The organism is Solitalea koreensis, assembly GCF_900182575.1.
Lineage (GTDB): Bacteria > Bacteroidota > Bacteroidia > Sphingobacteriales > Sphingobacteriaceae > Solitalea > Solitalea koreensis.
In genome coordinates this window covers 178704-204512 of record NZ_FXSZ01000005.1, presented here as the reverse complement: position 1 = coordinate 204512, position 25809 = coordinate 178704, and the positions used below count along the sequence as shown (strand labels likewise).

General features: G+C 38.9%; 22 protein-coding genes. 13 read left to right on the top strand and 9 right to left on the bottom strand.

Annotated features, from left to right (window positions below):
* Positions 1–279 precede the first annotated feature (279 nt).
* From FN756_RS09820 to dinB, 5 genes are all read right to left on the bottom strand, one after another.
* Positions 280–507: a CcmD family protein gene (locus FN756_RS09820; protein ID WP_142603798.1), complete on the bottom strand. Its 228-nt coding sequence runs from the start codon at positions 505–507 to the stop codon at positions 280–282.
* A gap of 189 nt (positions 508–696) precedes the next feature.
* Positions 697–1359 carry a cytochrome c biogenesis protein CcsA gene (gene ccsA, locus FN756_RS09815; RefSeq protein WP_142603796.1) on the bottom strand — a complete coding sequence of 221 codons (663 nt, stop codon included), beginning with the start codon at positions 1357–1359 and terminating at the stop codon, positions 697–699.
* Positions 1360–1431: 72 nt separating this feature from the next.
* Positions 1432–2091, bottom strand: a complete 660-nt coding sequence (locus FN756_RS09810; protein ID WP_142603879.1) for a heme exporter protein CcmB — start codon at positions 2089–2091, stop codon at positions 1432–1434.
* Positions 2092–2297: 206 nt separating this feature from the next.
* Positions 2298–5234, bottom strand: a complete 2937-nt coding sequence (locus tag FN756_RS09805) for a DNA polymerase III subunit alpha (RefSeq protein WP_142603794.1) — start codon at positions 5232–5234, stop codon at positions 2298–2300.
* A 9-nt stretch (positions 5235–5243) separates the two neighbouring features.
* Entirely contained in the window at positions 5244–6473 is a 1230-nt protein-coding gene (dinB, locus tag FN756_RS09800) for a DNA polymerase IV (protein ID WP_246085461.1), read from the bottom strand.
* A gap of 18 nt (positions 6474–6491) precedes the next feature.
* On the opposite strand from dinB, the gene FN756_RS09795 reads away from it, so the two are divergent.
* Positions 6492–6761: a helix-turn-helix transcriptional regulator gene (locus FN756_RS09795; RefSeq protein WP_142603792.1), complete on the top strand. Its 270-nt coding sequence runs from the start codon at positions 6492–6494 to the stop codon at positions 6759–6761.
* A gap of 95 nt (positions 6762–6856) precedes the next feature.
* Positions 6857–8740, top strand: coding sequence for a beta-N-acetylhexosaminidase (locus FN756_RS09790; protein WP_142603790.1), 1884 nt, complete (start codon positions 6857–6859; stop codon positions 8738–8740).
* A 38-nt stretch (positions 8741–8778) separates the two neighbouring features.
* Here FN756_RS09790 and FN756_RS09785 read toward each other — a convergent pair whose 3' ends face one another.
* Positions 8779–10191, bottom strand: a complete 1413-nt coding sequence (locus FN756_RS09785; protein ID WP_142603788.1) for an ATP-dependent DNA helicase — start codon at positions 10189–10191, stop codon at positions 8779–8781.
* 108 nt (positions 10192–10299) lie between these two features.
* Between FN756_RS09785 and FN756_RS09780 the strand changes: the two genes are divergently transcribed.
* The 5 genes from FN756_RS09780 (at position 10300) to FN756_RS09760 (ending at position 13727) form a co-directional block, all read left to right on the top strand.
* Entirely contained in the window at positions 10300–11136 is an 837-nt protein-coding gene (locus tag FN756_RS09780; protein ID WP_142603786.1) for a DUF3822 family protein, read from the top strand.
* A complete protein-coding gene (locus FN756_RS09775; RefSeq protein WP_142603784.1) occupies positions 11127–11678 on the top strand; it encodes an RsmD family RNA methyltransferase in 552 nt (183 codons plus the stop codon). Before FN756_RS09780 ends, FN756_RS09775 begins: the two co-directional genes overlap by 10 nt.
* A gap of 5 nt (positions 11679–11683) precedes the next feature.
* A complete protein-coding gene (gene coaD / locus FN756_RS09770; RefSeq protein ID WP_142603782.1) occupies positions 11684–12145 on the top strand; it encodes a pantetheine-phosphate adenylyltransferase in 462 nt (153 codons plus the stop codon).
* Positions 12146–12165: 20 nt separating this feature from the next.
* The gene (locus FN756_RS09765; RefSeq protein WP_142603780.1) at positions 12166–12528 is read left to right on the top strand and encodes a RidA family protein; all 363 of its coding nucleotides are present in this window, start codon (positions 12166–12168) and stop codon (positions 12526–12528) included.
* A gap of 71 nt (positions 12529–12599) precedes the next feature.
* The gene (locus FN756_RS09760; protein ID WP_142603778.1) at positions 12600–13727 is read left to right on the top strand and encodes a threonine synthase; all 1128 of its coding nucleotides are present in this window, start codon (positions 12600–12602) and stop codon (positions 13725–13727) included.
* A gap of 35 nt (positions 13728–13762) precedes the next feature.
* Here the strand turns inward: FN756_RS09760 and FN756_RS09755 are convergent, their stop codons facing one another.
* Entirely contained in the window at positions 13763–14374 is a 612-nt protein-coding gene (locus FN756_RS09755) for an NUDIX hydrolase (RefSeq protein ID WP_142603776.1), read from the bottom strand.
* Here FN756_RS09755 and pyrE point away from each other — a divergent pair.
* Positions 14373–15014, top strand: coding sequence for an orotate phosphoribosyltransferase (gene pyrE / locus FN756_RS09750; RefSeq protein WP_142603774.1), 642 nt, complete (start codon positions 14373–14375; stop codon positions 15012–15014). The two genes, FN756_RS09755 and pyrE, sit on opposite strands and share 2 nt — an antisense overlap.
* A gap of 370 nt (positions 15015–15384) precedes the next feature.
* Positions 15385–18003 carry an ATP-dependent chaperone ClpB gene (gene clpB / locus FN756_RS09745; protein ID WP_142603772.1) on the top strand — a complete coding sequence of 873 codons (2619 nt, stop codon included), beginning with the start codon at positions 15385–15387 and terminating at the stop codon, positions 18001–18003.
* Between the two features lie 71 nt (positions 18004–18074).
* On the opposite strand, the gene FN756_RS09740 is transcribed toward clpB, so the two are convergent.
* Together FN756_RS09740 and FN756_RS09735 are read right to left on the bottom strand one after the other, a co-directional pair.
* Positions 18075–18644 (bottom strand): hypothetical protein, encoded by a 570-nt coding sequence (locus FN756_RS09740; RefSeq protein ID WP_142603770.1) that lies wholly within the window; start codon positions 18642–18644, stop codon positions 18075–18077.
* Positions 18645–18780: 136 nt separating this feature from the next.
* Positions 18781–19362, bottom strand: coding sequence for a DUF4230 domain-containing protein (locus FN756_RS09735; RefSeq protein ID WP_142603768.1), 582 nt, complete (start codon positions 19360–19362; stop codon positions 18781–18783).
* 91 nt (positions 19363–19453) lie between these two features.
* Between FN756_RS09735 and FN756_RS09730 the strand changes: the two genes are divergently transcribed.
* From FN756_RS09730 to lon, 4 genes are all read left to right on the top strand, one after another.
* Entirely contained in the window at positions 19454–20029 is a 576-nt protein-coding gene (locus tag FN756_RS09730) for a HupE/UreJ family protein (RefSeq protein WP_142603766.1), read from the top strand.
* Positions 20030–20114: 85 nt separating this feature from the next.
* On the top strand, positions 20115–22454 hold the full coding sequence (locus FN756_RS09725; RefSeq protein WP_142603764.1) for a M1 family metallopeptidase: 2340 nt from the start codon (positions 20115–20117) through the stop codon (positions 22452–22454).
* Positions 22455–22573: 119 nt separating this feature from the next.
* Positions 22574–23056, top strand: a complete 483-nt coding sequence (locus tag FN756_RS09720) for a DUF6702 family protein (RefSeq protein ID WP_142603762.1) — start codon at positions 22574–22576, stop codon at positions 23054–23056.
* A gap of 165 nt (positions 23057–23221) precedes the next feature.
* On the top strand, positions 23222–25708 hold the full coding sequence (gene lon, locus FN756_RS09715) for an endopeptidase La (RefSeq protein WP_142603760.1): 2487 nt from the start codon (positions 23222–23224) through the stop codon (positions 25706–25708).
* Positions 25709–25809: the final 101 nt, after the last annotated feature.

The window sequence follows — 25809 nt, the reverse complement described above, 5'->3', positions numbered from 1 at the left end:
TGCTAAACATCCATCAAAGTAATTTTGATGATTGTTTAGCACTAATTATTTAGACGAAAGATAAGAGACATAAAATTAAGATCAATAACTGCAAAATTGCGTTACAATCATAATTTGTATTAATGTCACGCTGAGCGGAATCGAAGCTTTTTGCAACAAGTTTTCGACTTCACTCAAACTGACCACTATTGAAAATCAGTATCTTAAAATCATATTGCATAACGCGTTTTGTATGATTTATTTTTCGCTTTTATATAAACTCCAAGCACCAAATAACACTTATTTTTTTAAGTGTTGCTGCTCATTCTCAAGCTTAGTAAGCTTACGGTCGATCGAAAAAAGATAGATAGCAATACCGACAAAAATGATAGCCATTACCCCAACAACCACGTAAATTTTGCCTGAACTACGCATAGTATCAGCCATTTCAATTCCATTGGTAGTAGTTTGAGCGAAGGTAAACAGAGAGATTAAACTAAGAATTAGGGTTAATGCGTATTTTTTCATTATTAATTAATATTCGATTTGAGTATTGAGATATGCATATTGAGAATCGTAATGTATTGTAGCTTATAATTTTAAACTTGTGCCCAGTCGTGCTAAAACACCAATAAAATTAAAACATTAATCCTCCATTACCCATTCTATACATTTTAGTTGGATTTTGTATCATCCACACAAAACGGACAACAAAACTTATTGATGCAAAATGTCATTCTCCAATTTGCGCATGCGGAAACGGATTTGGGCAATCCACAAACCAAGCATGATCCAACCAGCACAAGCAGGGTAAAACACCATACGCATGCGTGAATCCAAATCATAAGAGTTGAAACCAGGATTTCCGCCATTGCCAGGGTGTAATGAATCGGTCATGCGTGGCAATACGAACAGTAATACAATCATTACCGGAAAAGCGAAAATATTATAAATAGCACCGATACGGGCTCTTTTTTGTTCCTCGTCAATGGAGTTACGCAATACCAAATAAGCCAGGTAAATTAACATGGCTATGGCTGCAGAGTTTTGTTTTGGATCATTGCTCCACCATTCGCCCCAGGTAAATTGAGCCCAAAGCATGCCTGTTATTAAGCCTAAACAGCCGAAAATAACGCCGACGTTGGCATATTCAATAGCTTTAAGATCGTCGTATTCATGACCGGTTCGCAAATATTTAACACTGTAAAAAACTGACATGCAGAATACAATGATCATTGCAAACCACATCGGCACGTGAAAATACAGATTTCGAATGGTTTCGTTTAAAATAGCCCGAACGGGAACCTCAAACAATAAACCTCCAATTATGGAGTAAAAAACGAAAGCAACAGCTAAAAACTTCCACCAATTATTTTTCATGCCTGGATTACAGTGATTATAAAATATGATTACATCATTCAGATATTGGTTATTGCCTCTCTAATCTGAATATTATTCGCGCCAAAGGTAAGGAAATAACAATAATGATGTAACCACCACAATTACATTTATACCCATCAAGAGCATTATCTCATCGCCACTTACTGAACGATCCAGTCCATCCATAGCATTTTTTGAAAGCTTTATAAGTCCGATTAAAATGGGAACGATGATGGGAAAGCCTAGAATGGCCATTAGAGTGGCATTGTTATTTGCTTTTGAAGCGATAGCCGATATCATGGTAAAAGCAGTAGAAAAACTTAAACTACCAATAATAACACTAAGCAGGTACAATGGTACGTCACCAATCGGGTTCTGGAATACTACATTGTAAAAGAACAAGGCAATTGCTGATAACAGCATCATCAACAAAAAGTTATAGATGATTTTGGAGATAATGATCGCATGCGGACTTGCCAAAGTATAATAGTACAATTGCCTGCCTCTGCTTTCATTCATAAAACTTTTAGCTACCGCGTTAATGGCTGCAAAGAGCATGATTACCCAAAACAGCGCGTTCCAGGTGATGGGGTCAACACGTTTAAAAGATTGGTAGCAAATAAAAACGGTAGCGGCCACATACAACAAAACGCCATTAAGCGCGTACTTTGAGCGCCATTCCAGCACCAATTCTTTTTTTATAAGCGATCGTACTTCGGTATAAAGATTCATGACGAGGCCAAAGGTAATGTATTTTTGAAAGATCAATGTTGTTAATTAGGGTTAAACATGTCATCCCGAGGGATGAGGGATCTCCATGTTAATAGCATTTATGTAAAGGATGCTTCGTGCCTCTGCATGACAAATTGAGGGATTCACCATCAATGTATTCCATCTCAGCCATGGATTAAAATTTATAGAGCTATAAGATCTGCAAATCAATACCTCGGGTCTTTCAGTGTTGGTAGCTTGGCGAATTTTACAATTTCCAAACTCGGAAATCCAAATTCTTCAACCACTTTACCCAAAATCAGATAACACCCGCCTCCCCGAAAAGGAAATTCAGCAGCTGTATCGGGAAAATGAGTAGTATCGAAGAAATCTCCCTTGAAATCAAAAAAAGTTCCGAAATACATTAGTTGCCCTCGCACTGTTTTTACCACTTTATAGGCTACAAAATTGCCAAGCATTTTCACTTGCTTACCCACATATTGCATCAACTCTTTCGCCATAACATCTCCCCGATACTGTGTTTGCAACAAATCAAAATGACTCATCGAAACGGGGAAACCCAGCAATTCAATTTCGTCAAATGCATTTTCAACAACTGTATTTACTAGTTCTGGTAATTGATAGTTTTTCTTGGGAGCATTGAAAAGCTTCTGCGGTTCATGTGTTTTTCGTTTATGCCCGAGGTAATTGTACACTTCCCATAAAAGTTCCTTTTTACTTTTTCCGGTAAAGCGGAAAGCATTGATTCGTATTAATAGCATTACCTGTTCAAGCGTGATATTTGTACGTTCGACAAACTCTTCCAAACTTTGATATTCCCCATTTCGCTTCCGTTCTTCGGGAATTAACCTGGCAAACGTAGTTTCTAAATTACCCACATGGATAAAACCTAAATACACGTCAGCATCATAAATGGCAGTGGTATATTCACTCTTATTCACACAAGGATTAAGAATTGTGCAGCCTGCACGCCTCGCTTCATGTATGTATACCCAGGTTTTATAAAACCCTCCGAAATTATTGATCACGGCTACCATAAATTCCCTTGGATAATACACCTTTAGGAAAAGACTTTGAAAGCTTTCCACCGCATAGGATGCCGAATGAGCTTTGGAGAAACTATAGCCTGCAAAGGATTCCACTTGTCGCCAAACTTCGCGAGTAATGTCATCCGGCCGACCTAATTCTTTGCTGTTTTCAAAAAAACGCTGCACAATGCGCTCAAATTCTTTTTTTGAACGATATTTTCCGCTCATGGCCCTTCGTAATACATCCGCATCGGCCAAATCCAAGCCTGCATAGTGATGACAAACTTTGAGCACATCTTCCTGATACACCATTACCCCATAGGTTTCCTGCAACTGCTCTTCCATAACCGGGTGCAAATAATTAATCTTTTCGGGGAAATGATAACATTGAATGTACTGTTTCATCATTCCTGACTTTGCCACACCCGGCCGGATGATGGAACTTGCGGCTACCAAAGTGAGGTATGTATCACAGGCTAGTTTTTTCAGAAGCCCACGCATCGCCGGACTCTCAATGTAAAAGCAACCAATACTATCGCCTGAATGAAGTTGCTCTTTTACTTTAGCATCTTCTTTGAGTTTCGGTACATCGTGAATATCGAGTTTAACTCCTCGATTTCTCTTTACAATATCTACCGCTTCCTTAATATGACCAATTCCCCGCTGACTTAAAATATCAAACTTCTCAAAACCAATTTCTTCAGCCTCATACATATCCCATTGAACGATTGGTAAGCCCTTAGGTGGCAAATCAAGAGCGGTATAATAAGTAAGCGGTTTTTCAGCAATCAAAACTCCTCCGGCATGGATAGAACGTTGATTCGGCATTCCTGCCATTGCTCTACCCAAGGTCACAATTTTACGCGTCAACTCATTTCTATTCCACACTTTTTGAGGAAAATCGGCTAATTCATCGATTTCTTCTTTTGGCAAACCATAAACTTTACCCAGTTCTCGTATTGAAGAATTACTCTTAAAAGTGGCCATCGTTCCTAACAAAGCGGTATGCTGCTGGCCATACTTTTTAAACAAGTAAGTATGTACGGCATCACGCTGATCCCATGAATAATCAATATCAAAATCAGGAGGCGAACTTCGTTTGGGGTTCAGAAAACGTTCAAAATACAGGTCCAGTTCAATAGGATCAACGTCGGTAATCTTTAAACAGTAAGCCACTACGCTATTAGCACCCGAGCCCCGGCCAATATGATAAAACCCTTGCGACATGGTATAGCGAATAATATCATGAGTTATGAGGAAATAAGAAGCAAAACCTAAGTCATCGATGATTTTCAATTCTTGTTTTACCCGTTCAAGAGCCGTTTTGTTATTTTTTCCATAACGATATGCCATCCCTTCAAAAGCTAGTTTCTCCAACAGTTCTTTGTCTTCATATTTAGAACCCAAAAAGGTTTTTCGATTTTTTGATCCGTCTTCAAACGCTATAGAACACGAAGCAATAAGTTGCTCGGTATTTTTTAAGATGAAAGGATAAAATTCAAACTGTCTTTTTAATTCAGAAAGAGGCAACATAAACTCAGTTTCTTGAGCCACATTCTCTTTTTGCAATTTACTGAACAAGATATTGAGATCGATAGCGCGCAGATGTGCGTGCAAGTAGCGCCCTTTTTTATCATCAAACGTAACAGGATGCAACACCACCAATTTATCACGTAAACCCTCCAACGGCCGGCCAAACAGCTTGTTTAGTTCATTTGCACGTATTCCGATGAACTCATTTTCCTTTAATTCATTAGCAGATTTACTTTCAAAAGGGTAAATAACATATGCATTGGAAAAAGACATGGGTTCATCAGGAATCTCCGTTTTGGTTAAATTGAAATGGGTCAGAAATTCGTTCAGCTCCCGAAAGCCTTCTATGTTGCGTGCTATTCCAATATACAACAGCCGTTCGTTTCGCCTAAACTCCATTCCTAATACCGGCCTGATTCCCGCATCCAAACACGCTTTTCCAAACTCCCAGCCTCCCGTAGAATTATTGATATCGGTTAGGGCCATACATTCCACACCGTTGAACTTTGCCAGTTCCACTAAGCGTTCTATGGAAAGTACTCCATAGCGTAAACTATACTCACTGTGACAATTTAAATACATAAGGAAAATTTAGACCGTTTCGTCAATAAGGATTCCTCTTTTAGGTGCAACTGCTGCCATGCTCAGCGATTTCTCTCCAAATCTTCTCCTGATTTTATCCATGGCCTGGTACAAATTGTATTGCTCTTGTGAGGCATTAAATAGATTAATCTGTTCGAAACCCGACACCAAGTGAGAGAACCTGACCCCAATTAACCTGATCAGCATTCTGCGCGTGTATAATTTTTGAAAAAGGTCTTTAGTAATGTCGATCAGTGTTTTATCGAATGCCGTGTAAGGAATACGCAGTTGTTTGGTTTCCGTATCAAAATTGGAATAACGCAATTTCACGGTGATACACGAAGTAAGGCGGCGCTCTTCACGTAATTGAAAAGCCAGCTCCATCACCATGCCTAGCAGCACCTGGTTCAAATAAGTTACATCGATAGTATCTTTATCAAACGTGGTTTCTGTGCTGATTGATTTGCGCTCCATATAAGGTACAACCGGCGTTTCATCGATACCATTTGATTTCTGCCAGATCGTGATCCCATTTTCGCCCAAGACCTTTTGCATCAATTCAGGTGGCACCTGACTTAAAGTATAAATTGTTTCAATGCCCATGCTCCGCAATTGCTGATAAATTTTGGTGCCTACTCCCGGTATTTTTTTAATAGAAAGCGGATTCAGAAATGGTCGTATTGCATTTTTTCCAACATTCTTTTCGCCATTGGGTTTGGCTTCGTTCGTAGCCACTTTTGCCACTGTTTTATTCACCGACAACCCAAATGAAATAGGGAGCCCGGTTTCTTTAGTAATTGTTTGTCGTAGCTCATGCGCCCATTGATAGCAGCCGAAAAATTTGTCCATCCCCGTAATATCCAGATAATGCTCATCAATAGAGGCTTTCTCTACAATCGGCGCCCGGTCTTTAATAATCTCAGTAACCATACCGGAGTAGCGTGAGTATTCTTCCATATCGCCCTTTATTACAAGCGCATCGGGGCAGAGTAATTTTGCCATACGCATCGGCATTGCGGCACTTACGCCAAACAGCCTTGCTTCATAACTGCAGGAAGCTACTACTCCCCGGTCAGAAGCGCCACCGATTAAAATAGGTTTATCGTTCAGTTTATCATTTTTCAATCGCTCTACTGACACAAAAAATGAATCTAAATCCATGTGTACTATGTTTCTATCGGCCATATTCCATTTGCTTTTGATAATATTTTTATCAAACTTTGCTAAATAATTTAGCATTAATTTAATTGAAAAGCAATGGTGTATTTAGATTCAAACATTAAGTTATTGAGAAAGAGGGCAAAAAAAAGTCAAGGCGATTTAGCGGAACAATTGGGTGTTTCGCGTGCGGTTTTGAATAGCTATGAGAACAGAATTGCCAATCCGCCTTTGGAGTTATTGGTAAAAATATCACGGCACTTTGGGTTAAGTGTAGATGTATTATTAAAAACAGATTTGGCTAAACTCCATGAATTGCAATTGCGTCAATTGGAAGCTTCAGAAGGAAGTAAAATGGTAAATGGATGATAGAAATACGACATATTTTTGAGCCTATCGCCTAAACCTCTAAATAAATTTATATTTTCGGCTGAAACCAAGAATATATTACAAGAAAGAGATCCATGTTGCGCAGGTTTTTGCTATCAATTATTGCCTTACTATTTATTTTCTCAGCCACTTTTGCACAAACTGCTGACATCAATATTATTCCTCAACCCGTTTTGGTCAATTCGCTGGGCGATTTTTTCAAACTCGACCGTGATACCAAAATCATTTTTAATAATGAGGAAAGTAAAAAAACAGCCGAATTCTTCAGCAATATCATTACGGTTCCTACGGGTTTAAAACTGCCCTTACAGGATTCCTCAGCAAAATCAATCGGAAAAGAAATCACCGTTCAATTTATCATCAACGCAAAAATTGATAGCCTAATTGGAAAGGAAGGTTATCGTTTAAAAGCAACTCCTAAAAAAGTAGAAATAGTTGCCAATACAGGTGAAGGCTTGTTTTATGGAATGCAAACCTTATTGCAACTACTGCCTAAAGAAATAGAACGAAAGACAGCTAGCAATCAACCATTTTGGAGTGTGCCCTGCGTTGAAATTGTTGATTATCCCCGTTTCGGCTGGCGCGGGTTAATGCTCGATGTGAGTCGTCATTTCTTCCCAAAAGAGTATGTAAAAAAATACATCGATCAGATGGTGAAATACAAATTCAATGTATTTCACTGGCATTTAACCGATGATCAGGGCTGGCGAATTGAAATTAAAAGCTTTCCGAAACTTACCCAAGTTGGCGCCTGGCGTGTTCCTCGTTCAGGAGAATGGCGCAGCAATGCAGCACCCGAACCGGGAGAAGCCAATACCTATGGAGGATTTTATACTCAGGAAGACATTAAAGAAGTAGTAGCCTATGCAGCTGAACGCCATGTAACCATTTTGCCTGAAATTGATGTACCCGGACATAGTATGGCAGCCTTAACGGCCTATCCGGAGCTTTCGTGTTTCGGCGGACCATTTACGGTCAATGTGGGTAACAAATTTTACAAGCAACAGGAAAACTCCCTCTGCCCCGGCAATGAATGCAGCTTTGAGTTTATGGATTCAGTAATTACTGAAGTGGCGAGGCTTTTCCCCGGAACATACATTCACATTGGAGGAGATGAGTGTTATAAAGGTTTTTGGGAGAAATGCCCGAAATGTAAAGCCCGCATGAAAACAGATAGTATTGCTTCATTGGCAGAATTACAGAGCTATTTCATCCATCGGATGGAGCAAATAGTCATTTCAAAAGGCAAACGCATGATTGGATGGGATGAAATTTTGGAAGGCGGATTAGCACCGGAAGCTACAGTAATGTCGTGGAGAGGAATGCAAGGTGGTATTGAAGCAGCCCAGATGGGGCACCAAGTAATCATGACTCCTGATAAATTTTGCTACCTCGATCTGTATCAAGGCGATCCCATTGTTGAACCTTACACCTATTCTTCGTGTCGCTTAAGTTCGAGCTATAGCTTTGAACCGGTACCTCCAAACGTTGATCCGAAGTTTATTTTAGGCGGACAAGGTAATTTATGGACCGAAGCCGTCCCGAACACCCGCCATGCAGAATACATGACCTGGCCGCGTGGTTTGGCTTTATCCGAAGTATTATGGTCGCAAAAGCAAAATAAAAACTGGAACAGCTTTACTAAACGCATGGAAGTTCAGTTTGAACGTTTTGATCAGGCCGAAATAAAATATGCCCGAAGTTCTTTTGATCCAATGGTTAAATTAATTCGCGATACTGACTTCAAGAATAAAGTACAGGTAAACACCGAAGTCTCAGGGTTGGACATTTATTTTTCATTCGACGGAACAGAACCGGACCAATTCTACCAGAAATATGCAGGTCCCTTAGAAATCCCTAAAGGCGCTGATACATTTAAAGCTGTATCTTACCGAAACGGAGAACAAGTGGGCAGAATGATTACGCTAAAAATGAAAGAACTAGAGAGAAGAAGGTAGTAAAAATTGATAATAAATTGGGGTTTCATGGAGCCCCACTACTCAAAAAATCGCTCCCCAAAATTCACAAAATACAACTGCTCACTTGCACGGCTTACTGCCGTGTACATCCAGCGCAGAAAATCCATATTAATCATTTCTTCAGTAAGATATCCTTGATCAATAAAAACGGCTTTCCACTGTCCGCCTTGGGCTTTATGGCAAGTTACAGCGTAGGCAAACTTCACCTGCAAAGCGTTATAAAATGGATCTTCTTTAATCTTTTGAGCCCGATCGCGCCGGTTACTAATGTGCTTATAGTCTTCACTTACTGCCTCGTATAGTTTTTTACTTTCAGCAAACGGCAAATTTGGGCTTTCGGAAGTAAGTGTGTCTAATAAAATTTTACAGGTAATTTGGGGGGCATTTGGATAATCAGGAAACTCAAGCGTTACATCCGCAAAACGAAATCCGTGTTGTTCTGAAATGTTTTTAATGCGTTTAATTTGAGCAATGTCACCATTGGCAATAAAAGCCTGACCGGAATCTTCAGGCAGCCATGAATAGTTGTTCTTCACCACCATCAAATAATCGCCGGTCGAAATTTCTTCTTCCCGAAATAAAATACGGGCACGAATTTGCTGGTTGTACACGTTCGCATTTTTGTTGGAACGGCAGATAACCAGAGTGTCTTCAATCCCAAATTTATCGTAAGCATAATTCAAACCATCCACCAGTCGCTCACCGTTCATGCGGAAAGTATCCTCATACCCCCGGGTAACAATTTGGGGTATTTCCTGAATTTCATCACGAATCAAATCTCGAACGCGGGTTGCATTCTCCAATATGCCCGACTCTTGTTGCTGACGCAAGACCTCCGTTAACTCAAACTCATTAACCTCCACGTTAAAATTTGAACTCATGTATTCCTTGTCGAGCGCCGGACTTTCGCTTAAACCTACAGGAGGCAGCTGAGCGGTATCTCCTACTAAAATGAGTTTGCAATTTTTATGATTGAAAATGTACTCCACTAAATCACTCAATAATTGCTGTCCGTAGAAATCGCTTCCATCGGCTGATTGATTGGAGATCATCGAGGCCTCATCGACAATAAAAACCGTATCAGTATGAGGATTAGGGCTTCGTACAAAACCAGAAGATGGGCTTATTGCATCACGTTTCCGATATATTTTTTTATGGATCGTAAAGGCTTCTTTACCCGAATAACCACTAATAACCTTAGCTGCACGGCCGGTTGGGGCCAGCAGTACCGATTTTAATTTATACGACGGCAGTAATTTCACGAGCGCACTTACCACGGTAGTTTTCCCGGTTCCGGCATAACCTCTCAGAATAAAAACTGATTCATTATTGCGAACTTTCAGAAATTCATCCAGTTGCTGAAATAAGTTCACTTGTTGTGCTGTGGGCACATGTGGAAATATGTTTGTTAAAAGTCCGGTTTCTATCATACAATTAGACGGTAAAACTACGAAGATGATTACACTGATTCTTAAAAAGATTATCCTGATTAATCTAAATAAATAAAAATGATACTTTTGTGAGGATCAACTCAGCTTATGCAGGAAAACACACCTTTTAAATTAATTGATAAATCGTTTAAGCCTAAACAAACAACAGGCTATCAGTTGAACGTGCGCATTACCGAAAACAGTTTTTCATATTGCATTTTTGATCCTAAAAAAAAGCAGATATTGGTGATGTTTAATAATCGAAACATAATCGATTATAATTTCGACAGTATTGCCTTGCAAGATGATTTGCTGAAATTGTACTTTGGCTCTATCAACGTGATTGTTCCTTCTGAACAACAAACCATCATCCCGACTGAACTTTATGAACTTAATAAGCTTAACGATTATGTTGAGTTGAATTTTGGTAAGCCAAAGGGAAAAGTAATGACCAATGATTTAAGTTTGGTTACTGCAAAAATGATTTTCACAGTAAGCCCTTTAGTGCAGGAAAAAATCAGTAAGTTTTTTGAAGGAGCAACTGTTTTTTTTGAAGGGACTCCCATGATCGAGGGTGTTTTGAGGCAGAGTAAAAACTTTAACAAAACAGCTTTATTCTTAAACATCGAAAAAAACTACCTGGAAATTGCTTTTGTAGCCAATAATCAACTGCAATTTTTCAATCGTTTTACATTCAATACCTTGGATGAGATGATCTACTGGCCTTTGTTTGTGTGCAAACAACTTAACCTTGATCCCAAAGAAATTCAATTGGTATTATTAGGCTTTGTAAAAAGTGGCAGCGAGATATCTGATCTTATTCATCTCTATTTTAAAAACGTTAATTTTGGATCCGTGCCTGCTGGAATTACTTATAGTAAAAGCATGCAGAAAATTCCACAGCATTTATTCCATACCTTACTTTATTTGCAACAATGCGTATAATAGGCGGCAAGCTGAAAGGCATTCGTTTAATGGCGCCCAAAAATTTACCGGTACGCCCAACGACTGATCTTTCCAAAGAATCACTCTTTAATATTTTAAACAATCGCCTGGATCTTGAAGAAACCTCGGCTCTTGATCTTTTTGCAGGAACAGGCAATATTTCATATGAATTAGCTTCACGTGGTTGCCCTAAGGTGGTTTCAATTGATAAATTTTACGGCTGCGTAGAATACATCAAAAAGACGGCTGAACAATTTAAACTGGAAGCCATCAAAGCTTTTAAGTCGGATGTTTTTAAATATCTTGATTTTGAAACTGAACAATACGATTTGATCTTTGCCGATCCTCCGTATGATATGGCCAATCCGGGAAGTATTGCAACGAAGGTTTTTGAACGCAATTTATTAAAACCCGATGGCATGCTGGTCATAGAACATGCTTCGCAAATTAAGCTTCAAAACATTCCAAATCATATAGAAAGCCGTAAATACGGTCAGTCGACCTTTAGTTTTTTTGAATTACCATCTTCAGATAAATTATAATCAAAATGAAAATCGCCCTGTTTCCAGGTTCATTTGATCCTATTACCATTGCACACGTTGATATTGTTAAACGCGCTTCCCCTTTATTCGACAAAGTGATTATTGGCATTGGGCTAAACAGCAGTAAACCTAGTTTTTTAAGTCCTGAAAATCGGGAGCATATATTACAGGCTGTTTACGCCAACAACCCAAAAATTGAGATCAAAACGTATGAAGGACTCACCGTGGATTTCTGTAAAGAATTGGGAGCTCAATACATGATCCGCGGTATTCGTTCAGTGGCCGACTTTGAGTATGAACGTGCCATTGCTCAGATTAATCAGGTGATGAAACCGGAAATTGAAACAATTTTTATTTTGAGCAAACCTGAATATTCAGCCATCAGTTCGACAATTGTTCGTGATATTTTGAGAAACAAAGGCAATGTTAGTCCGTTTGTTCCAACAGAGGCGCTTGACTTTTTGTAATTTAACTCAGATAGGAATCTATGAACATCATTCATACCAATAAAGTTGCCGATCCGGCAGGACATTATTCGCAAGGTGTTCGCATGAACGGTTTTATTTTTGTTTCAGGACAATTGCCAGTTGGTTATCCTGTTGAAACACCATTGGATGAACAAGTAACCATCGTATTACAGCAAATGAAAGATATTGTGGAAGCGGGGGGCAGCAGTCTTGAGCAAGTGGTAAAAACGACTTTATATATTTCAGATGTAAACGACTGGCCAGCTGTAAACGCCGCTTATGCAAAATTCTTCGGAGAACATAAACCAGCAAGATCCATTGTACCAGTTCCGGCTTTGCATTATGGTTATAAAATTGAAGTAGAAGCAATTGCCTCATTTTAAGCTATTTGATTTTTTGAAGAACATGATGAAGATTTTTGTTCCAGCAGATTGACTACCTACTTAATAAGGTCATGAGTTCAAATAAGGCACAATTCATTTCCACGGCTACCGGAGAAAAATATCCGGTAAACGAGCCGCGTTGGCTTAGCAATGACGGCAATTTGCTTGATTTACAATTTGAAGCCGAATTTGACCTGGAGAAAATAAAAAACAGGAAGCCCAATCTTTGGCGTTACCGTGAAGCCATTCCAATTGTCAATAACGAGCATATTATAAGTTTTGATGAAGGTTTTACTCCGCTCCTTCCCATTGATTTTAACGGCAAGCAAGCGTTAATAAAACAAGAACAAAATTTCAGTACCGGCTCTTATAAAGATCGCGGTGCTACCGTTTTATTAAGTTTGGTAAAGGAGCTGGGCATTAGAGAAGTAATTCAAGATTCTTCCGGAAATGCAGGTTGTGCCATTGCAGCCTATGCTGCAAAAGCAGGTATTAATTGTGCCATCTATCTTCCTGCTGATACCGCAGAACCTAAAATTGCACAAATGCGAATGTACGGTGCAAAAATCATGAGGGTTCCCGGCAATCGTGAGGTTACTGCCAACGCAGCCTTTAAAGCAGCTTCACATACTTTTTATGCCAGCCATTGTTACAACCCCTACTTTTATCAAGGCACTAAAACTTTTGCTTATGAAGTTTGCGAGCAATTGGGTTGGAAAGCTCCTGATGCCGTGGTTGTTCCTGCAGGAAATGGCACATTACTCATTGGTTGTTTTATTGGCTTCAATGACCTTTTGAAAGCTGGTATCATTAGCAAAATGCCCAAGATAATAGCAATTCAGGCTGGTAATTGTTCCCCTTTATATCAAGCATACATTAAAGGAGAAAATATAGTTGAACCTGTAGCTTCCGGCCCAACACTAGCTGAAGGTATTGCCATTGCAGCACCGGTTCGCGGCAATCAAATGCTGAAAATGGTGGAAGCAACAAAAGGCAAGTTCTTCGCCGTTAATGAACAGGAAATTAAAGAAAGTCTGCTTTATTGCGGTAAAAAGGGCTACTATATTGAACCTACCTCTGCTGCAACCATTGCCGGATTACAAAAATATTTGAAAGAATCGGATGATGAAACGGTGGTCTCACTCTTTAGCGGACACGGACTTAAATCAACGGATAAGATTTTGAAGATATTGGGATAGAAGATTAAATTATGAATGATGAATGGTATTACTTGCTACCTGATACTAACCAAACTCAACACATCCATAATTGCAGGATAGGTATTCTCATAAATCAGTGCAAAATCATCTTTTTTAACCCAACGAACTTCAGCAATATCTTCTTCTGTTTGAGGCGTCAATTCAGGCCGGCCTAAGCATTCCATACTGAACCAATAAGTGCGTTTTAAGGTTAATTGATCTTTAAAAACGTAAACATGATAAGAAGAAGGCAGCTCTTCTATTATTCGTGCAACCGTCACACCACACTCCTCTTTCACTTCCCTAACTGCGCATTCAGGTATCTCTTCTCCGTCTTCCAACTTTCCTTTTGGCAAATCCCATTTTCCTAATCTGAATATGGTCAAATATTCATCAAATTCGTTCTTCACCAACCCACCGGCAGCTTCGATGTAAGTTAATTTCTTACAGAGATTTTTGAACGCTTTAGCTGGTTCATTGCTTTTTAACCATAAAGAAGAGTGTAAATTACCCGTTACAACATCAGCCATAACCTTAATCACATCTTCCTCATTTACAACAACTAAAGAATCAGAAAAATCATTTCCATTAATACTTCCAATAAAAAGTGATTGGTCGTTAATATAAATTATATACCTTTGCGCCATGTCATTACATAATGAAACCGCTATAAAAGTAGCAGAATATCTTTTACAAATTAAAGCAATTAAACTTCAACCTGACAATCCATTTACCTGGACTTCTGGTTGGAAATCTCCAATTTACTGCGATAATCGTGTATCACTTTCGCATCCGATGGTTCGTACTTACATTCGTCAGCAGTTAACTCATTTAATTAACGAAGAGTTCGGTCCGGTTGGAGCTATTGCAGGCGTTGCCACCGCAGGAATTCCACAAGGAGTGTTAGTTGCCCAAGAACTTGGTTTACCCTTTGCTTATGTTCGTGCTGAAGCGAAAAAGCATGGCATGAACAACCAGATTGAGGGTGAGTTAAAGCACGGAGATCGTATCATTGTTATTGAAGACTTAATTTCAACTGGCAAGAGTTCATTAGCCGCTGTTGAAGCTTTACGTGCAGCAGGACATGATGTGGTGGGTTTGGTTTCTATTTTCAATTATGGTTTTACCCAAACTGAAGAAGCTTTTAAAGAAGCCAAATGTGTATTCCATAGTTTAAGTAATTACAATTTCCTGATTGATGAAGCCTTGAAAAATGGCTATATCAACAAAGGTCATTTAGAAACCTTAGTTGCCTGGAGAGAAAACCCATCAACCTGGGGACAATAGTTGTAAAGGTTAAAGAGTAAAGATTTAAGTTTCCTAAATTCTTTTATCTCAACCCTCAATATTAAAAATCATCTCATATATTATTTAAAAGCCGGACTAGTTCCGGCTTTTTCATTTAACATAATCCCGACCTAAAACCTAAAACCTAAAACCTAAAACCTAAAACCTAAAACCTAAAACCTAAAACCTAAAACCTAAAACCTAAAACCGTCTAACTAACATTTTGCCAGCACCAACCCTCCAAAAACAGCCATTTTGACATTTAAAACCGAATTCTACCTGAATATTTTTCATGATTAGCTAACAACTTTTTAGATGGTTGAATGTTTGATGTTATAAGCCCGAGGAAAACAAAAACATTTCTAAAAACATGAATTTCAACAACTATACAATCAAAGCTCAGGAAGCCGTTAACAAAGCTTCTGAAATTACAATGGGATTTCAGCAACAAGCCATAGAACCTGCTCATTTATTGAAAGGAATTTTATCTGTTGATGAAAGTATTGTAACCTATCTTTTAAAAAAGCTAAATGTTAATCTACAAAGACTGGAGTCAGGCCTGGATGAACAAATCAATACCTTTCCAAAAGTTACCGGAAGTAGTTTATACCTTTCGAATGATGCAAATAGAGCGCTCACCAAAGCACAATCGTACCTGAAAGAATTTAACGATGAATTCATTTCAGTTGAACACTTATTGTTGGGAATTCTTGCCGGAAACGATAAGACGACAATCTTGCTAAAAGATCTTGGTGTTAATGAAAAAGATCTTAAAAAAGCAATTAACGCATTGCGCGGAGGCAGTCGCGTAACCGACCAAAACGCAGAGGCAACATATAACGCTTTAAATAAATACGCCAAAAACCTTAATGAATTAGCACGAGAAGGCAAATTGGATCCGGTAATTGGGCGCGATGATGAAATCCGACGTGTAATTCAAATCCTTTCACGCAGGACCAAGAACAACCCTATCCTGATTGGAGAACCAGGCGTTGGTAAAACAGCTATTGCCGAAGGAATTGCGCATCGTATTATCAATGGTGATATTCCTGAAAACCTTAAAACCAAAACCATTTACTCGCTCGACATGGGTGCATTAATTGCCGGAGCTAAGTACAAAGGAGAGTTTGAAGAACGATTAAAAGCGGTAGTTAAAGAGGTTCAGGGTTCTGATGGTGAAATCATACTTTTCATTGATGAAATCCACACGCTCGTTGGAGCCGGCGGTGGCGGTGAAGGAGCGATGGATGCCGCCAACATCCTTAAACCAGCCTTAGCAAGAGGTGAATTAAGAGCTATCGGAGCAACCACCCTGAATGAATATCAAAAATATTTAGAGAAAGACAAAGCGCTGGAGCGTCGTTTTCAAAAAGTAATGGTTGAAGAACCCGACACGCAGGATGCCATTTCCATATTACGAGGCCTGAAAGAGCGCTATGAAAATCATCATAAAGTAAAAATCAAGGACGAAGCAATTATTGCCTCCGTTGAACTTTCTCAACGCTATATTTCCGACCGTTTCTTGCCCGACAAAGCCATTGACTTAATGGATGAGGCTGCTGCTAAACTGCGATTAGAAATGGATTCTAAACCTGAAGCTTTAGATGAATTGGAGCGCCGGATTATGCAATTAGAAATTGAACGGGAGGCCATTAAACGTGAAAACAATGAAGAAAGACTTAACCGTTTAAATGAAGAAATTGCTAATCTGAGTGAAGAACGAAACGCATTAAAAGCAAAATGGCAAAGTGAAAAAGATGTTGTCGATGCCATTCAAATCAAGAAACAAGATATTGAGACGCTTAAAATCTCAATCGAACAAGCTAAACGGAATGGTGATTTTGCTTACGCTTCGGAAATTCAGTATGGTAAATTACCTGAAACAGAAAAGGCAATCGAAGAGCTGACCAAAAAGCTGGATGAAATACAAAGCAATTCGCGCATGCTTAAAGAAGAAGTAACAGCTGAAGATATTGCCGGCGTTGTTTCACGTTGGACCGGGATTCCGGTGCAGAAAATGGTAGCAAGCGAGCGTGAAAAACTGCTACATTTGGAAGAAGAGTTGCACAATCGTGTAGCTGGTCAAGAAGAAGCGATCGAAGCGGTTTCGGATGCCATTCGTCGCAGCAGAGCCGGTTTGCAGGATAAGAAAAAACCGATTGGATCATTCATTTTTTTGGGAACAACCGGTGTTGGTAAAACAGAATTGGCCAAAGCCCTAGCAGAATTTTTGTTTAACGACGAACATTCGATGACGCGTATTGATATGTCGGAATATCAGGAACGTCATTCTGTATCGCGTTTAATTGGTGCGCCTCCGGGTTACGTTGGTTACGATGAGGGTGGTCAGCTTACTGAAGCGGTTCGTCGCAGACCCTATTCGGTTATTTTACTCGATGAAATTGAAAAGGCTCATCCTGATGTATTCAATATTTTATTACAAGTACTTGATGATGGCCGTTTAACCGACAATAAAGGTCGTGTGGTAGATTTTAAAAATACTATTATCATCATGACTTCCAATATTGGCTCTCATCTTATTAATGAAAACTTTGCAGGACTGAATGATGATACCAGAGATGAGGTTATTGCTAAAACCAAGAACGAAGTTTTTGAATTATTGAAAAAAACCATTCGTCCTGAGTTTTTGAATCGAATCGATGAAACCATCATGTTCCAACCATTGGGCAGAGATGAAATCAGGGATATTGTAAGTATGCAATTTGCCCATGTTCAACAAACCATGCGAGAAATCGGAATTGAGCTGGAAGCAAGTGATGAAGCGCTAGACTGGTTGGCTCAATTAGGATATGATCCACAGTTTGGAGCTCGTCCGCTAAAACGCGTGATTCAGAAACGTATTCTTAACGAACTTTCGAAGCAAATTCTTGCCGGAAAAGTGGAAAAGGATTCAAAAATAAAACTAGATATGTTTGACAATCAATTCGTTTTTTATAATAACAAAGAAGCACAAGAGCAAAAGGCTTAATAATCTTCATATTACCAAAAAAATGCTGGTTTTTCAACCAGCATTTTTTTTCGCTCCAATAAACTTTATATTCAACCATTCTTACATTTTACCAACAATTTTCTTCCCCTTGCTTGAATTCCTGCACTCCCACCTTTCATGACGAATTCTATCGTAGGTGTCAATTCTTCATTAATCCAAGGATATTGCGTACTCATATTAAACAAACTTTCCATACAGAACACCTTTACAGCAACTGCCACTTTGGGATCAATCATCCAGTCAAAACACGCCGTGATTACAGGCTCGAGCTCTGAGTTAAGGACAGCCTCCCTTAATATAGGATCTGCCTTTTTGCTATTGAGATGAGAAGTGATTTCTTGTAAAACTTTGGCAAAATGTCGTTTACAGCTCGGATTGCTTACTGAACTAAACTTTTCTAGAAAAAATGGAAGGACTTGCAATAAACGGGGTTTATCATTTAATATATAGTTTTCAAATATCCAGGCTGCTCGAAAACCAATTTCAGATTGAGTATGAAAAGTAAGATCAATGAGTTCACTTACTGAAAAAGATTGTTTTTCCAATTCCTGAACAATCGCAATTACAGTCTTTTTACCGATTGGTACGGCTAATTTTGTTGCCAGATATTGAACATTCATCCCTAAAAATAAGGATATAATCTATTCTACTACCATATCCATAGTGAAGATAAAGCTGAAGAAATTAATAAATAACGTGTTAGATAAATTTAAAGAAAGGAAGGGTAACCAAGAAGGCAAAGAAAAATGAATACTGCTATTTAAATTCAAGATTAACTTTTTTAAACCCCATGACAGTAAAGGTGGGAATCAATAATTTTTCAATATTTTTTTTGGTATACCCAATAATCTCCGACTTAAGAGCAGCTGTTTTCAGCTGCTCTTCTGCTTTTAATAAAACCACATCAATCCATTTTTGGTCATCCCAAAACCTATATTCGGTTTCATAAATTTTTGATTTACCATGATCCACCTTTACCAAGAGTTCAGGTTGAGGTATCCGAATCGTAATAACACTGTCGGCAATAATAACATCCTCATTGGTCACTTTTGAAAAATCGACACTGCTAACTACTTGCCCATTGATTAAGAATAAAGCTAATGGATCCGGTAGCCAATCTCCGATTTCCTTATGCTGTAAAATAGTGTTATAATCATATTTCACCAGCTCTAATTTTCCAATTGATTGTACCTTTTCAACAACAAACGGATGATTGTTAAGTAAAGAGTCATGACTGGTACAATTACGAATAAATACTAAACCAAGCGCTAAAGCTGCCACCCAAGTAAGTAAACGTAATAAAACTAGTACCCATGTTCTCTTTTTAGGTTTATTCATATTGGCAGAAAATATGAGAGTGCACAGCAAATGTTGTGACAAAACTACCCGGAACTGCTAAAGATTTTATATTTGGCGACAAAACCACTTCATGAATCAATTCTGCGTTTTTCTTTCCCAAGGCTTTCATCACATTCTAGACCCCAACGGTTACGACCATATTCTTTTTCTATTCGCTATCTGTGCTATTTACAGTATACAAGACTGGAAACACTTACTTTGGATTGTCACTTCGTTTACTATTGCTCATTCCATAACACTAGCACTTTCGGTACTCAATATTATAAACCTGGATGGTGCAGTAATCGAATTTCTAATCGCTTTCACCATTTTTTTTACCTGCATAGAAAATCTTTTTCTTCCAAGATTACATAACTACAGGGTTTTATTTTCAGGTTTCTTCGGATTAATCCATGGTTTGGGTTTTTCGCGCCTACTTAAAGAATTGTTTATGGGAATGGAATTTAATGTACTGACCACATTACTTCCCTTCAATTTAGGACTTGAATGCGGCCAGCTCGTTATTATTTCGGTAATAATGTTTTTGTTATTTCTAACAGAAAAACACATAAAATTATCTCCCAAACTCATTAACTATATCATTTCAGTTCCGGTATTACTCCAATCCATTCAATGGCTTTGGGAGAGAAAATTTTGGCAGCCATAAATTATTTACAAAAGAATTATCGCAAAAAACAGCATAAATAAAATAACATTTCTATCTTTCAAATTTTAAACCCAAACAACAGAAAATGAAGAAACTAATCCTATACGTAGCTTGCTTCAGCTGTAGCATTGCTGCCTCTGCACAAGGAGGCATCTACAACAGTAACAAGTTTCATCAACTAGAAGAACTCTGGCCAACGCCCAACGGTTATCGCAATGGAGCTGGTGCACCTGGCCATGAATACTGGCAGCAACGGGCCAACTACGATATTAAAATAGAACTCAACGATGAAAATCAAAGTGTAACCGGATCCGAAACCATTACCTATACCAATAATTCTCCTGATGCCTTAACTTATATCTGGCTGCAGCTGGATCAAAACATTTTTGATCCCAAATCCGACACCTACAGCACCCAAACTAATGGCCCGCTAAAGGATATGAGCTTTGAGGCATTGAACATGTTCAATCAGAAAGAATTTAAAGGCGGCTACACCATAAAATCTGTAAAAACAGCGGGCTCCGATTTAAACTATACGATCAACAAAACCATGATGCGTGTAGAACTTCCTCAACCGTTAAAACCTAAGCAAAGTTTTACTTTTTCGGTAGATTGGTTCAATTATATTAACAATGCAAAAATTAACGGCGGGCGGGGTGGTTATGAATATTTTGCAGGTGATAAAAACATCATCTACGAAATGGCCCAATGGTTCCCGCGCATGTGCGTGTACGATGATGTTAACGGTTGGCAAACCAAACAATACCTTGGCAATGGTGAATTCGCCCTGGATTTTGGAGATTATAAAGTAAGCATTACCGTTCCTTCCGACCATATTGTGGCAGCAACCGGAACTTTACAAAACACGTCACAGGTTCTCAGCAAAAAACAAATCGACTTGTTAGAACAGGCGAAAAACGCCCCTAAACCGATCATGATCGTTTCACAGGATGAAGCTACAGCTAATGAAAAAAATCATTCAAAAAACAAAAAAACCTGGATCTTTCAGGCTGATAACGTTCGTGATTTTGCCTGGGCTTCATCACGTAAATTTATTTGGGATGCAATGGGCGTACAGGTTGGACCCAAGAAAGTGATGGCCATGTCATACTACCCTAAAGAAGCTAGCCCTCTTTGGGATAAATACTCCACTCATGCCATTGCGCAAACCTTAACAACGTATTCACGTTACACATTCGGTTACCCCTATCCTACTGCAATTTCTGTAAACGGACCAATCGGTGGCATGGAGTATCCAATGATTTGTTTCAACGGACCTCGTCCGGAAGCCGATGGCACTTATGCGGCATCTACTAAATATGGTTTAATTTCAGTAGTGATTCATGAAGTGGGACATAACTTCTTCCCGATGATTGTAAGTTCCGATGAACGTCAGTGGACCTGGATGGATGAAGGATTGAATACATTTCTTCAATATTTAACAGAACAGGAATGGGAAGAAAAATATCCTTCACGAAGAGGTGAACCCCGTGATATTGTTCCATACATGTCGGGTGATAAAGCCACTTTAGACCCGATTATGACTAACTCAGAGTCGATTTTACAGTTTGGTAATAATGCCTATTCAAAACCTGCCACCGCTTTAAATATTCTGCGCGAAACCGTAATGGGTCGCGAACTCTTTGATTACGCCTTTAAAGAATATGCTCAACGTTGGATGTTTAAACATCCACAACCTGCTGATTTTTTCCGTACTATGGAAGATGCATCGGGCGTTGACCTTGACTGGTTTTGGAGAGGTTGGTTTTATGGAACCGATCCTGTTGATATCGCTATTAAAAATGTAACCTGGTATTCAACAGATACACAAAACCCTGAAGTAGAAAAAAACGCGAAACGTAAAAAGTTGGAAGCTGAACCGCTTTCTGTTTCAGAACAACGCAATAAAACGAGTATCAAACAGTACCGCGTTGATAAATTTCCTGAATTGAAAGATTTCTACAATGCATACGACCCGTTAGTGGTAAGTGAAAGCGACCGCACTAAATACCAAGCGTATTACAATGCTTTAAATGACAAAGACAAAAAAGCGCTTGCTGCCGGTTTAAATTATTATTTGGTTGATTTTGAAAATGTGGGCGGTTTAATCATGCCGGTTATTCTTCAAATGGAGTATGCAGATGGTACTAAAGAAATAGTTCGTATTCCGGCTGAAATTTGGAGAAAAAACAATCAGAAAGTTGCAAAACTGTTCATAACTGAAAAACCGGTAAAACAATTTGAACTCGATCCTTTACAGGAAACAGCTGATATTGATCGCAGCAATAATTTCTTTCCGTACAAAGCAGTGGAATCAAAATTCCAATTGTTTAAACAACAACACGAACAAACTCTAAACCCGATGCAGGTAGAGCGGAATAACAATTCTGCATCAACTCCGACACCGGTTAAGGGGAATAATTAAATAAACTTTTAAAGCGAGATTATACTCCTCCTCGTAACAGAATAATTAGAACAAAACAGCCTCGAAATTCGAGGCTATTTTGTTTTTTAGCCTTTTCAAATAATCTGCATCTTTGTTGTATGAAGAAACTATTGATCATAAGCCTTTTATTAATTCTTGCTTTACCGGCTAGTCCTCATAAATACTATACCTCCATCACTCAACTAGAATACAATTCAAAGAATCATACTGCTGAGTTTATCGTGAACGTATTTTGGGATGATCTGGAAAAAACACTTTCAAAGCGTTTTAACAAACAGCTTCATATTGATAATAAAGATTTTGAAACGTATCTTAAACAATATCTCCCTACAGTCATTCAGCTTAAAGCTAAAAACCAGGTGAAACCGATTAATTTTATCGGTACTGAAACTAAAGGAATGACCATGAGCGTTTATTTTGAGATTGCTCTCCCGGAAGGACTGAACAATGCCGAGTTGAAACAAAACTTATTAATTGATGATTTTGAAGGGCAAACCAACATTGTAAACATCATTGTGGGTTCAACCCGAAAAACATTGATCTTTAAAGCAGGAAGCACCCTTCAAAAAATAATGCTTTAAATGCAGTAAAACTTAAAACTTTCCTGCCGTTTTTGCAGTTAAAATGTAATATTGCCCATGTTTAAGCGCATGGCATAACTCTTGAAATGACTATCCCCACGAATTAAATTTTGGTTTTCTGCCATGTTGACCTTTAATTCATAAAATAAAATTCAAACCTGATAGATGAGTATATTCGACCCATTTGATATAAAACAACGCGTAGATTCGATGATGCACGAAGACACAGAATTTTTCCCATTGATGACTCCCGAAGATGAGGAGGAAATGAATAAGGAAGAGATGCCTGAGGCACTGCCAATTTTACCTCTACGCAATACGGTACTTTTTCCTGGAGTTGTGATTCCTATTACAGTTGGCCGTGATAAGTCGATAAAATTGATCAAAGAGGCTTATAAAGCAACCAAGATTATAGGTGTAGTATCACAAAAAAATGTTTCGATTGAAGATCCTACTATGGAAGATCTGAACCAAATCGGAACGGTGGCTTATATCATAAAAACGCTTCAAATGCCTGATGGAAACACCACGGTGATCATTCAGGGTAAAAAACGTTTCCGGATGGGCGAAATGATTCAATCAGAACCTTATTTGAAAGCCAATGTGCATTCATTTGAGGAGCGTACTATTCCTAAAGACAAAGAATTCAAGGCTTTGGTAAGTTCATTAAAAGAACTTGCCACCCAAATTATACAAAACTCACCCAACCTTCCTTCGGAAGCCGCTTTTGCAATTAAAAACATTGAAAGCCCATCGTTTTTAGTCAACTTCATTTCATCTAACATGAATGCCGAAGTACCTGAAAAACAGGCTTTATTAGAAGAAACCGATCTGCGCGTGCGTGCGGAAATGGTGCTACAACATCTTACCACTGAACTTCAGATGCTGGATTTGAAGAATCAAATTCAAACCAAGGTTCGTATTGATCTCGACAAGCAGCAGCGCGATTATTTCCTGAATCAGCAATTAAAAACAATTCAGGAAGAATTAGGCGGAAACACCCCTGACCTGGAAGTTCAAAACCTGAAAGATCGCGGTTTGAAGAAAAAGTGGTCGAAAGAAATTTATGCTACGTTTGAAAAGGAACTTGAGAAATTACAACGCATGAATCCTGCTGCGGCAGAATATTCGGTATTGGTAAATTACCTGGAACTTTTATTGGATCTTCCTTGGAATGAGTTTACTAAAGATAATTTCGATCTGAAACGTGCTCAAAAAATACTCGACAAAGACCATTACGGATTAGAAAAAGTAAAAGAACGTATCATTGAATTTTTGGCAGTGCTTAAATTAAAGCACAACATGAAAGCCCCTATTTTATGTTTGGTAGGCCCTCCAGGAGTGGGTAAAACCTCTTTAGGAAAATCAATAGCCAAAGCACTCGGACGTAAATACGTTAGGATGGCATTAGGCGGCGTTCGTGATGAAGCTGATATTCGTGGTCACCGCAAAACCTATATTGGTGCAATGCCGGGCCGAGTGATTCAGTCGCTTAAAAAAGCTAAAACATCAAATCCTGTATTTGTTTTGGATGAGATCGATAAGGTAGGAAATGATCACCGGGGCGACCCTTCGTCGGCATTATTAGAAGTGCTCGATCCGGAACAAAACAATGCTTTTTATGACCATTATGTGGAATTGGATTACGACCTGTCAAACATCATGTTCATCGCTACGGCAAACTCATTAAGCAGCATCCACCCTGCTTTGCGTGATCGATTAGAGATTATTGAGGTGAACGGATATACCCTTCAGGAAAAAGTTCAGATCGCTAAAAACTATTTAGTACCTAAACAACGTGAAGCTCACGGCTTAAAAACTAAAGATGTCAATATAAAAACCTCCATACTTGAAAAAGTAGTTGAGGAGTACACCCGTGAATCAGGTGTGCGTGGTTTGGAAAAGAAAGTGGCTACCTTGGTACGCGGTGTAGCGAAGCACATTGCTTTGGAAGAAGAGCACAATACTACGCTCACTGAAAAAGATGTGGAAACCATTTTAGGTGCTCCGATTTTTGATAAAGACCTATACGAAAACAATGATACCGCCGGTGTGGTTACGGGCCTGGCCTGGACTCAAGTTGGCGGCGATATTTTGTTCATTGAAACAAGCATCAGCCCCGGCAAAGGTAAACTGACCCTAACGGGTAGCTTGGGCGATGTGATGAAAGAATCGGCGGTTATTGCCCTTGCCTACTTAAGAGCCAACGGACGTAAGTTTGATATCGACCCTCGTGTATTTGATCATTGGGATGTGCATATACACGTTCCTGCAGGAGGCATTCCTAAAGACGGACCATCGGCAGGTATTACGATGTTAACTGCTTTAACATCGGCGTTCACGCAACGAAAGGTGCGTCCTCATTTAGCAATGACCGGAGAAATTACCTTACGCGGAAAAGTGCTTCCGGTAGGTGGTATCAAAGAAAAAATCCTGGCGGCTAAACGTGCCGGCATTAAGGAAATTATCATGTGTAAGCAAAATCGTAAAGATGTTGAGGAGATTAAAGCCGATTACATCAGCGACCTGAACTTCCACTACGTAACCGAAATGACCGAAGTGCTCAAACTGGCATTATTGGATGATAAAGTTTCCGATCCGATAGAAGTAGTGATTAAAGAAGAGGCTAAAAAAGCAATCGTGGAAAATTAAGCAATGATTTAAGATTCACTAAAAAGCCGCTGTATCAGTTGATGCAGCGGCTTTTTTTGTATCCATATAGTTCAGTTGTAAAAACTATTATATACTCTTTG

Bases quoted from the DNA above. Each gene is read 5' to 3' on its own strand.
- FN756_RS09820 (WP_142603798.1), bottom strand. From the start codon at position 507: ATGAAAAAATACGCATTAACCCTAATTCTTAGTTTAATCTCTCTGTTT.
- ccsA (WP_142603796.1), bottom strand. From the start codon at position 1,359: ATGAAAAATAATTGGTGGAAGTTTTTAGCTGTTGCTTTCGTTTTTTAC.
- FN756_RS09810 (WP_142603879.1), bottom strand. From the start codon at position 2,091: ATGAATCTTTATACCGAAGTACGATCGCTTATAAAAAAAGAATTGGTG.
- FN756_RS09805 (WP_142603794.1), bottom strand. From the start codon at position 5,234: ATGTATTTAAATTGTCACAGTGAGTATAGTTTACGCTATGGAGTACTT.
- dinB (WP_246085461.1), bottom strand. From the start codon at position 6,473: ATGCTAAATTATTTAGCAAAGTTTGATAAAAATATTATCAAAAGCAAA.
- FN756_RS09795 (WP_142603792.1), top strand. From the start codon at position 6,492: ATGGTGTATTTAGATTCAAACATTAAGTTATTGAGAAAGAGGGCAAAA.
- FN756_RS09790 (WP_142603790.1), top strand. From the start codon at position 6,857: ATGTTGCGCAGGTTTTTGCTATCAATTATTGCCTTACTATTTATTTTC.
- FN756_RS09785 (WP_142603788.1), bottom strand. From the start codon at position 10,191: ATGATAGAAACCGGACTTTTAACAAACATATTTCCACATGTGCCCACA.
- FN756_RS09780 (WP_142603786.1), top strand. From the start codon at position 10,300: ATGCAGGAAAACACACCTTTTAAATTAATTGATAAATCGTTTAAGCCT.
- FN756_RS09775 (WP_142603784.1), top strand. From the start codon at position 11,127: ATGCGTATAATAGGCGGCAAGCTGAAAGGCATTCGTTTAATGGCGCCC.
- coaD (WP_142603782.1), top strand. From the start codon at position 11,684: ATGAAAATCGCCCTGTTTCCAGGTTCATTTGATCCTATTACCATTGCA.
- FN756_RS09765 (WP_142603780.1), top strand. From the start codon at position 12,166: ATGAACATCATTCATACCAATAAAGTTGCCGATCCGGCAGGACATTAT.
- FN756_RS09760 (WP_142603778.1), top strand. From the start codon at position 12,600: ATGAGTTCAAATAAGGCACAATTCATTTCCACGGCTACCGGAGAAAAA.
- pyrE (WP_142603774.1), top strand. From the start codon at position 14,373: ATGTCATTACATAATGAAACCGCTATAAAAGTAGCAGAATATCTTTTA.
- FN756_RS09755 (WP_142603776.1), bottom strand. From the start codon at position 14,374: ATGGCGCAAAGGTATATAATTTATATTAACGACCAATCACTTTTTATT.
- clpB (WP_142603772.1), top strand. From the start codon at position 15,385: ATGAATTTCAACAACTATACAATCAAAGCTCAGGAAGCCGTTAACAAA.
- FN756_RS09740 (WP_142603770.1), bottom strand. From the start codon at position 18,644: ATGAATGTTCAATATCTGGCAACAAAATTAGCCGTACCAATCGGTAAA.
- FN756_RS09735 (WP_142603768.1), bottom strand. From the start codon at position 19,362: ATGAATAAACCTAAAAAGAGAACATGGGTACTAGTTTTATTACGTTTA.
- FN756_RS09730 (WP_142603766.1), top strand. From the start codon at position 19,454: ATGAATCAATTCTGCGTTTTTCTTTCCCAAGGCTTTCATCACATTCTA.
- FN756_RS09725 (WP_142603764.1), top strand. From the start codon at position 20,115: ATGAAGAAACTAATCCTATACGTAGCTTGCTTCAGCTGTAGCATTGCT.
- FN756_RS09720 (WP_142603762.1), top strand. From the start codon at position 22,574: ATGAAGAAACTATTGATCATAAGCCTTTTATTAATTCTTGCTTTACCG.
- lon (WP_142603760.1), top strand. From the start codon at position 23,222: ATGAGTATATTCGACCCATTTGATATAAAACAACGCGTAGATTCGATG.